At 62.5% G+C, this 14,667-nt stretch carries 12 protein-coding genes; 1 reads left to right on the top strand and 11 read right to left on the bottom strand.

Annotation, left to right across the window (positions count from 1 at the left end):
• Positions 1 to 2 precede the first annotated feature (2 nt).
• The 11 genes from ACWKWE_RS03470 to uvsE form a co-directional block, all read right to left on the bottom strand.
• On the bottom strand, positions 3 to 1,367 hold the full coding sequence (locus ACWKWE_RS03470) for a 3-carboxy-cis,cis-muconate cycloisomerase (protein WP_166594426.1): 1,365 nt from the start codon (positions 1,365 to 1,367) through the stop codon (positions 3 to 5).
• 47 nt (positions 1,368 to 1,414) lie between these two features.
• Positions 1,415 to 2,017 carry a protocatechuate 3,4-dioxygenase subunit alpha gene (pcaG, locus tag ACWKWE_RS03465; protein WP_483849640.1) on the bottom strand — a complete coding sequence of 201 codons (603 nt, stop codon included), beginning with the start codon at positions 2,015 to 2,017 and terminating at the stop codon, positions 1,415 to 1,417.
• Between the two features lie 10 nt (positions 2,018 to 2,027).
• Complete coding sequence (pcaH, locus tag ACWKWE_RS03460; RefSeq protein WP_483849639.1) at positions 2,028 to 2,747, bottom strand: protocatechuate 3,4-dioxygenase subunit beta; 720 nt, start codon at positions 2,745 to 2,747, stop codon at positions 2,028 to 2,030.
• A gap of 126 nt (positions 2,748 to 2,873) precedes the next feature.
• Positions 2,874 to 3,803, bottom strand: coding sequence for a pca operon transcription factor PcaQ (gene pcaQ / locus ACWKWE_RS03455; RefSeq protein ID WP_483849638.1), 930 nt, complete (start codon positions 3,801 to 3,803; stop codon positions 2,874 to 2,876).
• A gap of 221 nt (positions 3,804 to 4,024) precedes the next feature.
• On the bottom strand, positions 4,025 to 6,247 hold the full coding sequence (locus ACWKWE_RS03450) for an ATP-binding protein (protein WP_483849637.1): 2,223 nt from the start codon (positions 6,245 to 6,247) through the stop codon (positions 4,025 to 4,027).
• The gene (locus tag ACWKWE_RS03445) at positions 6,244 to 6,876 is read right to left on the bottom strand and encodes a biliverdin-producing heme oxygenase (RefSeq protein ID WP_483849636.1); all 633 of its coding nucleotides are present in this window, start codon (positions 6,874 to 6,876) and stop codon (positions 6,244 to 6,246) included. The genes ACWKWE_RS03450 and ACWKWE_RS03445 overlap by 4 nt, the downstream gene beginning before the upstream one ends.
• Positions 6,877 to 7,048: 172 nt before the next feature.
• Entirely contained in the window at positions 7,049 to 8,938 is a 1,890-nt protein-coding gene (locus ACWKWE_RS03440) for a M48 family metallopeptidase (protein ID WP_483849635.1), read from the bottom strand.
• On the bottom strand, positions 8,938 to 9,558 hold the full coding sequence (locus ACWKWE_RS03435) for a LemA family protein (protein WP_483849634.1): 621 nt from the start codon (positions 9,556 to 9,558) through the stop codon (positions 8,938 to 8,940). The genes ACWKWE_RS03440 and ACWKWE_RS03435 overlap by 1 nt, the downstream gene beginning before the upstream one ends.
• Positions 9,559 to 9,660: 102 nt before the next feature.
• A complete protein-coding gene (locus ACWKWE_RS03430) occupies positions 9,661 to 11,286 on the bottom strand; it encodes an NADP-dependent glyceraldehyde-3-phosphate dehydrogenase (protein ID WP_483849633.1) in 1,626 nt (541 codons plus the stop codon).
• A 214-nt stretch (positions 11,287 to 11,500) separates the two neighbouring features.
• On the bottom strand, positions 11,501 to 12,625 hold the full coding sequence (locus tag ACWKWE_RS03425; protein WP_483849632.1) for a GGDEF domain-containing protein: 1,125 nt from the start codon (positions 12,623 to 12,625) through the stop codon (positions 11,501 to 11,503).
• Positions 12,626 to 12,946: 321 nt separating this feature from the next.
• Positions 12,947 to 13,978: a UV DNA damage repair endonuclease UvsE gene (gene uvsE, locus ACWKWE_RS03420; RefSeq protein WP_483849631.1), complete on the bottom strand. Its 1,032-nt coding sequence runs from the start codon at positions 13,976 to 13,978 to the stop codon at positions 12,947 to 12,949.
• Between the two features lie 177 nt (positions 13,979 to 14,155).
• Here uvsE and msrA point away from each other — a divergent pair, with 177 nt between their 5' ends.
• Positions 14,156 to 14,662: a peptide-methionine (S)-S-oxide reductase MsrA gene (msrA, locus tag ACWKWE_RS03415; RefSeq protein ID WP_483849630.1), complete on the top strand. Its 507-nt coding sequence runs from the start codon at positions 14,156 to 14,158 to the stop codon at positions 14,660 to 14,662.
• The last annotated feature ends 5 nt before the right edge of the window (positions 14,663 to 14,667 follow it).

Raw genomic sequence — 14,667 nt, 5'->3', positions numbered from 1 at the left:
ATTCAACGAAGATTGAAAGCCTGGTGATCGGCCACCGCGCGCTTGACCCAGCGCCGCGACTGCCCCAGGTAACGGGTGGGGTCGAGCAGATTATCCAGCGCCTGCGGCGACAGCTGTTCGCTGACCGCCGGATCGGCGCCCATTATGACGCGCAACGGTTGCCCCTGCTCCACGGCTCGGCGACAGCATTGCTCGATCAGGTGGTGGGCCCTGTCTCGCCCCACGCGTCCGGCCAGCGCAATGCTCACCGCCTCCGCCAACACCAGCCCTTGGGTCAGCGCCAGGTTGTGGGCCATCCGCTCGGCATCCACCTCAAGGCCGGGAATGACCGCCAGCGCCTGTTGCAACGACCCGGAGACGAGGCAGCAAAGCTCCGGCAGTGTTTCCCATTCGGCGTGCCATAAACCCAGGCTGCGCTCATGCTCCTGTGGCATGGCGCTGAGCAACGTGGCCACCAACCCCGGCGCACGGGTGGCGGCGGCGATCATCACCGCTGCCCCCACCGGGTTGCGTTTGTGGGGCATGGTGGATGAACCGCCCTTGCCCGCCGCTGCCGGTTCGAACACCTCACCGGTTTCGGTCTGCATCAAAAGGCTCACGTCCCGCCCGATCTTGCCCAGGCTCCCCGCCATCAGTCCCAACAGGCTGGCGAACTCCACCAGCCGGTCGCGCTGGGTGTGCCACGGCTGATCGGGCAGGTTCAGTTTCAGTTCCCTGGCCAAGGCTTCGGCGATGGGAAAGGCCATGTCGCCCAGCGCCGCCAGGCTCCCCGACGCCCCCCCGAATTGCACGCACAGCACCCGCGATTTCAGCTCTTTGAGACGCTGACGATGGCGGGTCACCGCCCCTAGCCATCCGGCGATTTTCGCGCCAAGGGTGACCGGAGTCGCCTGTTGCAGCCAGGTGCGCCCTGCCATCGGGACGTTGGCATGCCGCTGGGCCTGTTGCGCCAACGCTTCCGCGAGGTTGGCCAATGCCTGCTCCAACAGACCGATCGCGCTGCGCAGTTGCAGCACCAGCCCACTGTCCATCGCGTCCTGACTGGTGGCGCCCATGTGCACGTAACGCTCGGCGGTGGGGTTGCGCGTGGCGACTTGCTTGCCCAGCGCCTTCACCAAAGGAATGGCGGAGTTGCCCGCGTCGCCGATGGCCACGGCCAGCGCATCGAAGTCGTACAGCGATGCATCGCACGCTGCGACGATATCGGCCACGACGTCGGTCGGGATCGCGCCGACCGTGGCCTCGGCATTGGCCAGCGCGGCCTCGAAATCGAGCATGCCTTGCACTCGCCCTTGATCGGAAAAGACCTCGCGCATGGTGTGTTGAGTGAAATAACGGTCGAAAAGCTGATTGCCGGATCTGTTCAACGTACTGCTCCTGACGGCTCGTCCATACAGTTCATGCGGTCACGCGGTCAGAAATCGAAGAACACGGTCTCATCTTCGCCCTGCACACGGATGTCGAAACGATAGGCGACTTTGCCGTCCACGGTGCAGCGTTTCGCAACTAATGTCTGACGACGGGCCGGGTGCTCAATCAGGTTGAGCACCGGGTCTAGCGTGTTGCTGGCCGCTTCGTCATCGAAATACAGCCGCGTGTGGAGGTGAATGTTGATGCCGCGAGCGAACAGCGACAGGTTCACATGGGGTGCCATGGGCAGCCCCGCTGCGTTACGTACGACGCCCGGTTTAACGGTCATGGCCAGCCATTCGCCTTCGTCGCTGGTCGCCGTGCGGCCAAAGCTGTTGAAGGGCTTGTTCAGGTCGAAATCTGTCTCGTACACGCCGTCGGCGTTGGCTTGCCACAGCTCCAGAAACGAATCGCGAATCAGGTGACCGTTGCCGTCGTAGACGTGGCCCAGCAGCAGGATGTGCTCGCCAGGGGCGTCCGGCCTGGCCATCTCGTTCCAGATTTCCTGCTCCCGGGGCGGGTTGCCTGCGGCGGCCAGCGCCAGGCCGATGTGAACGTAGGGGCCAGCGGTCTGCGAAGGGGTTTCCGGCAGAATATGAACGGGCATGTCAGCCTCCTCAGACGTTTTCGAAGTGGGTCTTGCGCTGGCCGCGCAGCACGATGTCGAAGCGGTACGCCAGGCAATCCATCGGATTGGCCATGCTCATGTCGAGCCTGGCGATGAGGCCTTGCACCGCTTCCGGGTTGGCGATGGCTTTGACAATGGGGCACAGGGGGATCAACGGATCGCCTTCGAAATACAGCTGTGTGATCAGTCGGGTGGCTATCGACGGGCCGCTGACAGAGACGTGAATGTGCGCGGGACGCCAGTCGTTGGGGCCATTGCGCCAAGGGTACGGGCCGGGCTTGACGGTGCGGAAGCAGTAATGGCCGTCGCGGTCGGTGAGGCAACGACCCACGCCGCCGAAATTGGGGTCCAGCGGCGCCAGATAGGCGTCTTTTTTGTGCCGATAACGACCACCGGCATTGGCTTGCCACATTTCCACCAGCGTGTGCGGCACGGGCTGGCCGTACTGATCGATGACCCGACCGGCAACGATGATGCGCTCACCGATGGGCAGGCCGCCGTGGTTGAAGTTGAGCAGCAGGTCCGCGTCATGACGCCCGAATTGCAAACGTGTGAAATCGGGCCCCCTGGTTTCCGACATCGACTGGGGAATGCTCACCAGTGCCTGACGCGGCGAGCGCAGAATCGATGTCTTGTAATCCGGGGTCAGTGCCTTGGGGTGCCAATGACGGTCGCGGGTGGCGAAACGGCTGTCGTGCAGGTCGGACATGCCATTCTCCTTGTTGTCGTTATGGGAGGTTCGCGCCTGCCGGATGACCGACAGGCATCGGCGCAGTGTCCCCCAGCGACGTCCTCGACAACATTGAAAAAACCACCCGCATCCATAACCGTCTGGTTATGGATAATCGCCCTCGCGGTACGCGTGGCCCACCTCCCGCAGCACGTCCACACACCACTGCGCCGCCAGCGTCAGAGGCAGCGCCGGGTTGCTGCACAGCCCCACCGAGCCGCCCGGTTCGCGCATGCCCAGCTCCAGTTCCATCAATTCGCCGCTCTGCAAATCCTGGCGAACCGCGTCGAAGGGTGCGATCCACACCGCGTCGCTGGCTGCCACATAACGACGACTGAGGGTCAGGGACAGGGTTTCCAGACGCTGCCGAGGGGGCTGAATGCCGTGTTGCACGAACAGGCTGTCGGCGAACTGGCGAATGGTGGTCCCGGCCAGCGGCAACACCAGCGGAAAGTCTTCCAGTGTGGCGCGAAGGTCGCCCTTGGCGAGAAGCGGATGGCCTGCCCGCACCACCAGGGTCATGGATTCGCTGTAGAGGTGCTCAAAGCTCAGGCCGAGAATTTGTGGGCTGTCGGTCATGCGCCCGACCACCAGGTCCAGCTCGCCCAGGCGCAGCTGAGACAGCAGGTACGCGCTAGGGCCCGTGGCGACGCTGACCACCAGTGACGGGTGCCGGGCGTGCAGGCGACAGATCACTTCCGGCACCAGCAGGCTTTCGACTGTCGACAGCACCCCCAAACGCACCGTCACCGGCTCATGAATGCCCGACCGCAGGCTGTTCACCCCTTCGCGCAACGCCTGAACGCTGGGCCCGGCGTAGCGCATGAACGCCACCCCCGCTTCGGTCAACGCCGCGCCGCGCTTGCTGCGCACGAACAGCGTGGCCGACAGCAGGCTTTCCAGCTCCTTGAGGGTCTTCGACAGCGCCGGTTGACTGATCGCTAGCTTGTCCGCCGCCTTCGCCAGACTGCCCTGCCTCGCGACCTCCAGGAAACACAGCAGATGGCGGAATTTGATGCGGGTGTCGATGTTCACAGGCGGAAAAACCTTCTAAAACAGTTGGGCGTCACGCGATTCGCTCCGATGACGAAGCCTTCAGACCTGTAGCAGCCTGACCCACCGCCATCGCGGCCGTCGTCCCTCCGGCGGCTCCCACAGGTTGGGTGCCGTCCACACATTTCATGGTCAAGCCCAATCCCGTGGGAGACGCCGGAGGGACGACGGCAGCGACAGCGCCCGCCAGACCGGCACTCATCTCACGCGCTCGCCACCAACGGCACGGTAAGCCGAAACGTGCTGCCCACCCCCTGCTCGCTGCTGGCGGTCAGTTCGCCGCCATGGGCTTTGACGATCCCTTGCGAGATGTACAGCCCCAATCCCGTCCCGCTCGGGTTGCCTTCGCGGATACGCCAGTAGCGCTCGAACACATGGGGCAGCTGCTCCGGCGCAATGCCCGGCCCGGAGTCGACGACGGTGATCGCGACAAAATCCCCTTCGACGGTCGCGGTGACACTGATCTGGCCTTCTTTCGGGGTGAACTTGATCGCGTTGCCCACCAGGTTCGACAACACCTGAAACATCCGCTCAGGGTCGGCCATGATTTTCAGGTTCGGCTGGCCGGTGAAGGTCAGGTCGATGAATTTGTTCAGCGCCAGCGGCAGCAGCAGTGACCACGCGTCTTCGAAAAACGGGCTCAATTCCAGCGGCTGCGGGTCGATGGAATACCGCCCGGCCTCGATCTTCGACGTATCGAGCAAATCTTCCAGCAAGTTGGTCATGCGCGCCGTCGCCCGTTGCAAGGTGTCGATGGCAGAATTTAGCCGTTTCGACGCGGGGCTGACGTCCGCCGCGATCAGCCGCTGCATCATCCCGCACTGCATGACGATCACCGTCAGCGGGCTGCGCAGATCGTGGGAGACCACCGCCACCAGCTCATCCCGCGCTCGCACGGCGTCTTTCTCCCGCAGCACTTGCCGCGACAGGTCCGACTCCAGCGCCGAGCGACGCAAATCGGTCACGGCGTACAGATCGCCGACGCTCCACAGCCGGGACGTGCCTTCCACCTGTTGCTTCCAGACTTCGAAGGATTCACGGGGCTGCAACCGGTTGCCCACCCGCACCTTGGACACGTCGGGGTTGCCGCTCCACTGCACGCTGTCCCTGATTTCCGGGCGGAACCACAGCACACCGTTGTCGACGGGCTTGGGCAGCGTGAACGCCAGCAGGCCGCTGGCGACGTGCTGATACTCCGCAGCGTCGGGAAACACCGCGCTCAGGCTGGAGGTGTCGACCACAGGAGACGGCTGCCGCTGCACCCAACCCAGCAACGCCCGCACCTGCTCGCGGGTCGGGCATTGGCCGAACAGGTGAACGTCCTGCTCGATGATGACCGCTGCCCCGGTGGCATCGGCTAATGCCAAGAGGTCGTCCGCTTGCGCCACCAGACCGTGATAAACGTCGCCCTCGGCGTCGACCATCGCTTGGGCCAGTGTTGCCAGCAAGCTGTTCTTGGCCTGCCGTTGACGCTGTGCCTGCACCTCTTCCAGCGCGCTGATCTGCATCGACAGCACCTGGCCGATGGTCTGGCAGGCAGCGCGCAAGGCATGAGGCACTTGCAGCGGTTCGCGGTTACCGCAGCTGATCAGGCCCCACAGTTGCTCGTCCTTGAGCAACGAAATGCTCATCGACGAGCGCACGCCCATGTTTTGCATGTACTGGCAGTGAATCGGCGAAACGCTGCGCAACACCGCGTAACTCATGTCCAGCGGCTGGCCGGTGTCCGGGCGCAGCGCAGGCACCATTGGCACCGGCACATACGCGGCCTCCGGAATGATCCGCAGCCAGTTGAGGCGATAGAGTTCGCGGGCTTGCTCGGGGATGTCACTGGCTGGAAAAAACAGGCCCTGATAGGCATCGAGTTCTGGGGTGGCGGACTCGGCGATGACCTGACCGTGCCCCTGTTCCTGGAAACGGTAGATCAACACCCGGTCGTAGCCGGTCAGCGTCCGTATCTCGTTGACGCTGATGTCGTACAGCTCAGCGAGGGTTTTCGCCGATTGCAGACGGCGCAGGGTCCGACTCAGGTGATGGTCCAGCGGAGGCAACACAGCGTGCTCATCGACGGGTTCCAGTTCGAGGAACAGCAGGCCGTCATGCCGATGGATCAAGCCGTCTGTCCACTGTCCACCGCAGTGCAGGCGCAGCGGATTGATGTCGTCCAGCGAGCCGGTGGCCACGGCCTCGCGCAGGGCGTCGGCCTGATCCACGCCGAGCCAGATCGACAGCGGCTGGCCGGCACGCAGGTCATCGGCACCGCCCAGCAGCAAGGAAGCATTGGCGCTCGCTTGCTGGACGGTCCAGGAGGTTTCCTCGAGGGTCAACAGCACGCCATGGGGCTGGATGGCGCCGGGGATGCGAATGGGCTCGTCAGCGCAGTTGTGCAGCAACGATTCCAAAGTGTGTTCGGGAGTGGGGTTCATTTCAAAACGCCTGCGCGATCCAGCCAGTGCTCGAAGCGGGCGAAGGTGTCGCATGCCGCGTCCACCACCCATGGGTTTTCGTCAGGATGATCGAAGTCGGCCAGGCGGGCCAGAAATGCTTTCCATAACCGCCCGGTGTCCCGGCCATACACGTCAAGAAACTCACCGCCGGTGTCGGCGTCGATGCCCAGCCGGTCGGCGATGATCCGCCGCAGCATCTGTCCGCCCAGCGTCGCGCCTTCCATCACGTACATCACGCCCAGCAATCGCGCTTCACTGTCGATGACGGGTAAATCCGTGCAAAGCGGCAAGGCGTCGATCTGTGCGCGATGCAGCCCCAAGGCGTGAAGGTCTTTGATCAGCGCGGGGATTTTGTGCCGTGCGGGGTCAGTGGCGGCATCCAGAAAACACTCGATGCTGTGCTGCAACGGCACATGGAAACCGTAATAGGCCTTGATGATGCGCGCATAGGTGGAACGATCGAGGTCGGGGCTCGTCAACGGCAGTCGTGCCTCCAGCGCCTTGTGCTGCACCGCAGTGGCCGTGCGCAGCTGTTGCAACACGCTGACGGACGGCAACGATGACGATGACGATGAAAGGGAAATCGACTTGGGGGTAGCTTCAACCAAAGGGGTGTCCAGTCAGCAATGAAAAAGTGGGGCGTAGGCAGACATCCGCAAGGTTCTGCCAAATGACTGTCTCGCACGGTAATGGACACCATGCCCGGGTGTAAACATGCGTCTCAAGGGCTTGCCTTATGGCAACGGCAATCTCAAAGCCCCATCGGCGTTTACCACAGCCTCAGGGGTGCGTCAGACCGGACCCGGCAATCGGCGGCAATGGGCAATCGAGGATGTCGGCGACGGCGCGCATCAATTCGGCTTCGGCCGCGGTGACCCGTCCGTCGTGTTCGACGCAGCGGGCCATGGCCTTGAGCAGTTGCGGCTTTTGCAACGGCCACAAAAGGTTCAGGCGGCTGACGGACGTGGACAAGGACTTCAGGCCTGCCGGTGCGGCCATTTCCAGACCGGCGAGAGGCACGGGCAAACTGGCGCGGGCATGCACGAACGCTGCCTGCGCCTGATCCGGGTTGTCATGGCCTGCCCTGGCCAATGCGCTTAACAGAACACCCACGTCATGGCCCGACTGCACGAGATCGTATTTCGCCTGGCGTTGACGCGGTGGGTTCACGCTGCGCTCGACGATCCGCAGCAGCGTCCATTCCCACATTTCGATCCGCTGATCTGCCTTGATCAATAGCGTCATGCTGTCCGTGAACCTGACGATGGCCTGCGTATTCATCTGTTTGAGCGCCGGGATCGCGAGGTCAATCAGCGGCAGGCGCAGGTCTTGATCCAGTCGTTGCAACGGCGTGACCAGACGCCGCAAACGATCCTCCAGTCGCGCCTCGATCCGGGGTTTCAGAAGCTGCAATTGCTGCTCCCTCATCGCGGCGTCGGACGACAGCAACAGGCCGTATACCAGCGCTTGCGCCCCGATCTCGTGGTGCGCGGCGTCGTAGAGCAGCCCGTCCAGTCGGGCCAACGCGCCTTGAGCCAAGGCCCGGTGCACCGGTTTCGGATCGCCAATCGACGCCAACGATTCTTCGATCCCGGTAAGGGTCAGGTTCAACCCGTTGTATTCGGTCGGTACGCGCACAGGCGGCGTCGCAGGAAAGTGCGTAAAAGCCGTCGGCCACACCACCTCGGGAAACACGCCGTCCCACTGCGGCTCGATGCGTCGAATGCGTTTCTTCAGCGGTGGGTGCGTGGCCATGAAGCCTTCAACGTAGGCCGCCACCCCCGCTGCGAAATAAAGATGGCTGAACTCCGGTGCGTGACTCGCCTGCAAGTTCGAGCCTTGCCCGTACCCGCCAATCTTTTTCAGCGCACCGCCGATGGTGGCCGGGTCCCGGGTGAACTGCACGGCGGAGGCATCGGCGAGAAACTCCCGCTCCCGGCTGACCGCAGCCTTGATCCAATTGCCGAAAAACGTGCCGGTATAACCCAGCACCCACAGCGTCGCGCCGACGAAAAACAAGGGCAGTGCGGCTTTTTCGCCGTCTTTCGCGCTGCGCATGCCGAACTCGCCGATCAGCCCGATTACCAGAATCCCGTGCAGCACCGAGACCAGCCGGGTGTTCAGGCGCATGTCGCCGTTGTGAATGTGGCTGAACTCATGGGCAATCACCCCTTGCAGTTCTTCCCGCGACAGCAGGCAGATCGCACCCCGGGTGATGCCGATCACGGCGTCTTGCGGGGTCAATCCGGCGGCGAAGGCGTTGATGCTGGTGTCGTCGATCAGATAGACCGGCGGCACCGGACTCCCCGAGGCAATGGCCATTTCCTCGACCACATTGAGCACCTTGCGCTCGTCGTCGTTGTGCTGCGTCAGGTTGATCAGACGCCCGCCCAGGCGCTCGGCAATCGCCTTGCCACCGCCCTGAAGCTGGCGGCTTTTGTACAACGACGCCAAGAGGATCACCAGCACCGTCACCAGCGCAATCGCAGGCACCAGGTTCCAGGCCACGTGCAAGGTTCGGTGTTTGCTGCCGCTGTCGGCCATGAATTGCAGCCCGACGCTCACCGCCAGGCTGGTCAGCGCCACCAGACTGGTGACCGCCAGGGTCATCAACAGCACCAGCCGCCCGGTGTTGCGTCGGGCGCGGTCTTGCTGCTCGAAGAAGTTCATCACGCGGTCCCTGCGGTGGGTCGATTAAAACGCCACCTTGGGCACAGCCTGATCTGCGCGGTGTCGGCGAACTCCAGCACACCGGCATCGGCCTTGTGACCGAAGTTGGCGGCGAAAAACACCGGCGGGAAGGACTGCTTGTAGGTGTTGTATTCCATCACCGCGTCGTTATACGCCTGACGGGCAAACGCCACCTTGTTTTCGGTGCTGGTCAGCTCTTCGCTGAGCTGCTGCATGTTCTGCGAAGCCTTGAGGTCCGGGTAGGCCTCCATGGTCACGTTCAGGCGACCCATGGCGCTGGTCAACGCCCCTTCGGCACTGCCCAGTTGCGCCATGCGTTGTTCATCTCCGGGCTGACCGGATGCCGCCTTGAGACCGGCCACGGCCTGATTGCGCGCACTGATCACCGACTCCAGGGTGTCGCGTTCATGGGCGAGGTAGGCTTTGGCGGTTTCGACCAGATTGGGGATCAGGTCGTGACGGCGCTTGAGCTGCACTTCGATCTGGGCGAAGGCATTCTTGAAGCGGTTACGCAACAGGACAAGTCGGTTGTAGACGCCGATGACGTAGACCACCGAACCGACGACGACAACCAGAAAAACGATAGCGGAGACGCTCATGCTGACTTCCTTGAGGTGCAATGACTACAGCGACGTGGGCTGCGGAATCTTAGCCCAAGTCGCTGCGAGACACATCAGGAAACCCAGCGATAAACCGGGAGATCAAAAAATGTAATCGGTGGTCAGGAAGCTCGACTCGCGGTTGTGGATGATGTCGCTGATCAGCGCTTTGTTGTTCTCCTGGAACTTGGTCGCGACCAGTGTGCGGATCGAGAACACGCGCAGGGCATCGTCCACCGAAAGCGTGCCTTCGGCCGAGTTCTTGCGGCCGTTGAACGGGAAGCTGTCCGGCCCGCGCTGGCACTGGGCGTTGATGTTGATGCGGCCCACCTGATTGGCGAACGCATCGACCAGTCGCCCGACCTGCTTGGAGTCGTTGCCGAAGATGCTCAACTGCTGGCCGAAATCCGAGTCCAGCACGTACTCAATGACGGTTTCCAGATCGCGGTACGCCACCACCGGCACCACCGGCCCGAACTGTTCTTCGTGGTAGACGCGCATGTCCGGTGTCACCGGGTACAGCACCGCCGGGTAGAAGAACTGCCGATGGGTCGTGGCGCCGCCTTCGTTGACCACCTTGGCGCCTTTGCTCACGGCGTCATCCACCAGGCCTTGCAAGTAGTCGGTCTTGCCCGGTTCCGGCAGCGGCGTCAGGGAAACCCCCGGCTCCCACGGCATGCCCGGTTTCAGCTGGGCAAGTTTTTCTTCGAATTTCTCCAGAAAACTGCCCACCACGTTTTCGTGCACGAACAGGATCTTCAGCGCGGTGCAGCGTTGGCCGTTGAACGACAGCGACCCGGTGATGGCTTCGGTCACGGCGTTGTCGAGGTTGACATCGGGCAGGACGATGCCCGGGTTCTTCGCGTCCAGGCCCAGTGCCGCACGCAGGCGGTGCGGCTTGGGGTGCAGCTTTTTCAGGGCGCTGGCGGCCTTGTTGGTGCCGATGAAGGCGAAGACGTCAATCTTGCCGCTGGCCATCAGCGCACTGACGGTCTCGCGGCCGCTGCCGTAGATGACGTTGATCACGCCGGCGGGGAAGCTGTCGCGGAAGGCTTCGAGCAACGGACGGATCAGCAGCACGCCGAACTTGGCGGGTTTGAAGACCACGGTATTGCCCATGATCAGCGCCGGAATCAGCGTGGTGAAGGTTTCGTTCAGCGGGTAGTTGTAGGGCCCCATGCACAGGGTCACGCCCAGCGGCACGCGCCGAATCTGGCCGAGGGTGTCCTGTTCCAGCTCGAAGCGGCTGGAGCGGCGGTCCAGTTCCTTGAGGGCGTTAATGGTGTCGACGATGTAATCGCAGGTGCGGTCAAACTCTTTCTGCGAGTCCTTGAGGTTCTTGCCGATCTCCCACATCAGCAGGGTCACGACGGCCTCGCGTTGTTCGCGCATTTTCTTGAGGAAGGTTTCGACGTGATGAATGCGGTCCACGACGCGCATCGTCGGCCAGGCACCCTGCCCTCGGTCATAGGCTTTGACGGCCGCATCAAGGGCGGTCATCGCGGTGTCGGCGTCCATCAGCGGCGTGCTGCCGAGGATCACGTCTTCAAGGCCTGCGTCGGTCTTCAGCGACACCGGACTGAGCACCGGCGCCAATGGCCCCTGCCACTGATGCAGCGCGCCGTTGACCAGGTAATCCCGCTGCTCGATGACAGGGCCTGCGCGGAACTGCTCGGGGATGTCCTCGGCACGCGGGTACAGGTTGTCCAGTTGGTTTTGCAGGGTCATCGCTCTTTACCTCTTCCAGTCGGCCAATGTGCGCCAGACACTACGCCACAGCTTGAAGAGAATGAAAAGAGTCAGGGGGAATGTCACGGGGGTGTGACAGAAAGGGTCGCGATCTCATGGCCGAACAACGAACCCCGTGGGAGACGCCGGAGGTTACGACGGCAGCGAAGGCGGTCTGTCTGACACGCACGCGTCTGTCTGGACAAACCGCCCCTCATGCCACTGCGGTTTGATTACGCCCCTGCGCCTTGGCCCGGAACAGCGCTTTGTCCGCGTCGTTGAGCAACGCATGAACGCTCTGCCCTTCCGCCCCCATCGACGCCACGCCAATGCTGGCGGTGATCACTTCACCGTGATCACAGCACAGCCGCGAGATGGTTTGGCGCAGTTGCTCGGCCCGTACCTCGGCGGCAATGAGGGACGTGTCGACCAGCAGCAGCGCGAACTCTTCGCCGCCCAGCCGGCCGCAAATGTCGCCCTCTTTCGCGCACTCGCTGATCACGACCCCGATCTGCCGCAACACCTGATCCCCGGCCTGATGCCCATAAGAATCGTTGATCCGCTTGAAGTGGTCGATGTCCAGCATCAGCGCACTGATCGGCTGGCGGTTGCGTTTGCCGTGCGCGTACGTCTGCTCGGCATGATGGAAAAACGCTCGACGGTTCTTCATCCCGGTCAGTTCATCGGTTTGCGCCGCCTGATTGGCGATGTCGCGAGCGTGCTCCATTTCCCGGGTCAGGCGAAACGCCGTCTCCATCGCCTCGGACAGTCTGCGGGTGGCAGTGATCACGAAAGACGCGAACACCAGCGACGCCACGGCCATGCCCACCTGCATCGTGCCCTGTTGAAAGAGCAGCCAGAGCGAACACGGCAGCAAGACCAGCCCGATGGACACGATGGTCATCGAGCGATACGCCGAATAACAGGACACGGCGCTGACCGACATCCCCACCGTAAACAGCAACACCAGGGCCTGGATCAGCAGGTCATCCGAGCGCATCAACGCCAGCGCGCCTAACCCCCAGATCGTCGCGGACAGCACCAGCGTCAGCCAGTATTTGAGCTCCCAGCATTCAGGGGTGCGCGTGACGACAGGGCTGCGGAAATACGTGACCAGCAGCGCCACCCTCAGCGCGGTGGACGCGCCCAATGGCATCAGCCAGCCAAACACCAGCGCGTGATCGATCCGGCTCCAGCACAGCCAACTCAACATCACGGCAGCCAGAAAACTGCCCAGCACGGAGAACACCGTTTGCCTGAACAGCAGCTGCAATCGATCCGTCCGCACCTGAGCATCGATCAGGGCTTTGCGCTCATGCTGAAACTCAACGAGGTACATCGAAATGGCCTGCCCATCCTGCGGTCACAGGCGCGATTGTGGCACCGGGCCATGACCGCACACAACACGGACGCACCGAAAGCGCCGACAATTCATGCTTTTACCGACCGATCAAGCCAAAAAACGTCCGAACGCGCCATTTAGAGGCGGCGGTGGCGACATCGGAGATCCGCCATCCCTCAATTTCCGCCATGTGCGCTGTTCTCGTTGTGGGAGCGAATTCGTTCGCGAAAGCCGGGACAGGCAATGGTGATGCGTCGCCCGAAAAACCGTTCGCGAATGAATCGCTTCCACAGGATTCAGCCCTCCCCATTCTGGAATTCAGGGTTGTGAGGGGTCCATGAACTGCCGATAGAACGCTTCCGTGGCCAGGTTCTTGTCCTTGGCTTCGAACATGATGTCGAACCGATCGAGGAATTGCAGGGCGTAGCGGTTGGTCCAGTCGTTCCACATGCGGTCGCTGTGCAGGTACAGGTCACGTTTGTTGACCACCTGAAGCAATGCCTCCATCTCCAGCTTCTGCTCGGCGGTGAAGCCCAGTGCCTGAAGGCTTTCGGGCGGCTGCGAGTAATGCATGACCGGTCGCACGCCACGCCAACTGTCGATGATGCGGTTGACCCGGGGGTCGTCGGGGGTGATGTAACGGCTCTCATGAATCCAGCAGTGGTGAATGTCCAGCACCACCGGCGCCAGGTCCGCCAGTTGCAGGCAGTCATCGACGCCGTAGGTTTTCTCGTCGTTCTCGAACGTAATGCACTGGCGTGCCACTTCAGACAGACGTGGCCACACGGCGCGCACCCCGTCCGCACCGAGTCGCCCCGCGATGTGAATGTTGCATTTGAAATCCTGGAAACGGCGACCGAAACCCATCATGCGGATCATGTCGGCGTGGTATTCGAACTCCGCAAGGCTGTTCTCTACCACGTCCGGACGGTCCGACCCCAACACGCAGAACTGACCGGGGTGGAACGACAGCCGGATGTCCGCCTGCCGCGCCGTGTCGCCAATGGCCGCAAACAGGCTGGCCAACCGTGTCATGACCGAGGGCGCTTGATAAAACGCCGCGACCTTGGGGTGGCTGTAGAACGGCAACAGATCGCTGCTCAAGCGCAACATGCGACGCCCCACCGGCAACTGCGCGACGTAACCCAACAGGCGAATCTGCGCCGCCAGGTTGTGCTCGACGATGTCCAGCAACTTGTCCTGCGCCTCTTGCACGGTGACGCTGTCCATCCAGCGCAAGGTCGTGGTGCGCGGGTTATAACCGCCCTCCAGCGCTTTGAGTTCCTTGAGCGTCAGTTCGCGCTCGGGGTGGCGGTACATGCAGGCGAAGCCGATGCGGGGTGTGTTCACGGAAAGTCCTGAAGAGGGTCCTGATGACGGTTTTGACGGGGTGCCTCTCACAGCAGACGTCACGGACGGGTCGGGAGTTCGGGTTATTTCGCCCCCTTGCACCGGTCGACGACAGGCGAGCACACTGGGACACACTTTGACATCTGTGCGTTCAACGCACACAGGAAGGATTGCACCATGACCACTCAAACCGAAACCGCCCTCCTCGCCGGCGGCTGCTTCTGGGGCATGCAGGACCTGCTGCGCCGCTACCCCGGCGTCGTGTCCACCCGCGTCGGCTACTCCGGTGGCGATGTGCCGAACGCCACCTACCGCAACCACGGCACCCACGCCGAAGCCATTGAAATCGTCTTCGACCCGGCGCTGATCAGCTATCGGAAAATCCTCGAATTCTTCTTCCAGATCCACGACCCGTCCACGGCCAATCGCCAGGGCAACGACATCGGCCTGAGCTACCGGTCGGTGATTTTCTACTTGAACGACGAGCAGAAACACATCGCCGAAGACACCGTCAAAGACGTCGATGCCTCCGACCTGTGGCCTGGCAAAGTCGTGACCCAAATCAGCCCGGCCGGGGATTTTTGGGAAGCGGAACCGGAGCACCAGGATTACCTGGAACGCATCCCGAATGGCTACACCTGCCATTTCATCCGCAAGGATTGGGTGTTGCCGAAGCGCGCATAAAGGTC

The sequence above is a fragment of the Pseudomonas salicis genome, assembly GCF_057128705.1.
This window is presented reverse-complemented; position numbering and strand designations above follow the sequence as displayed.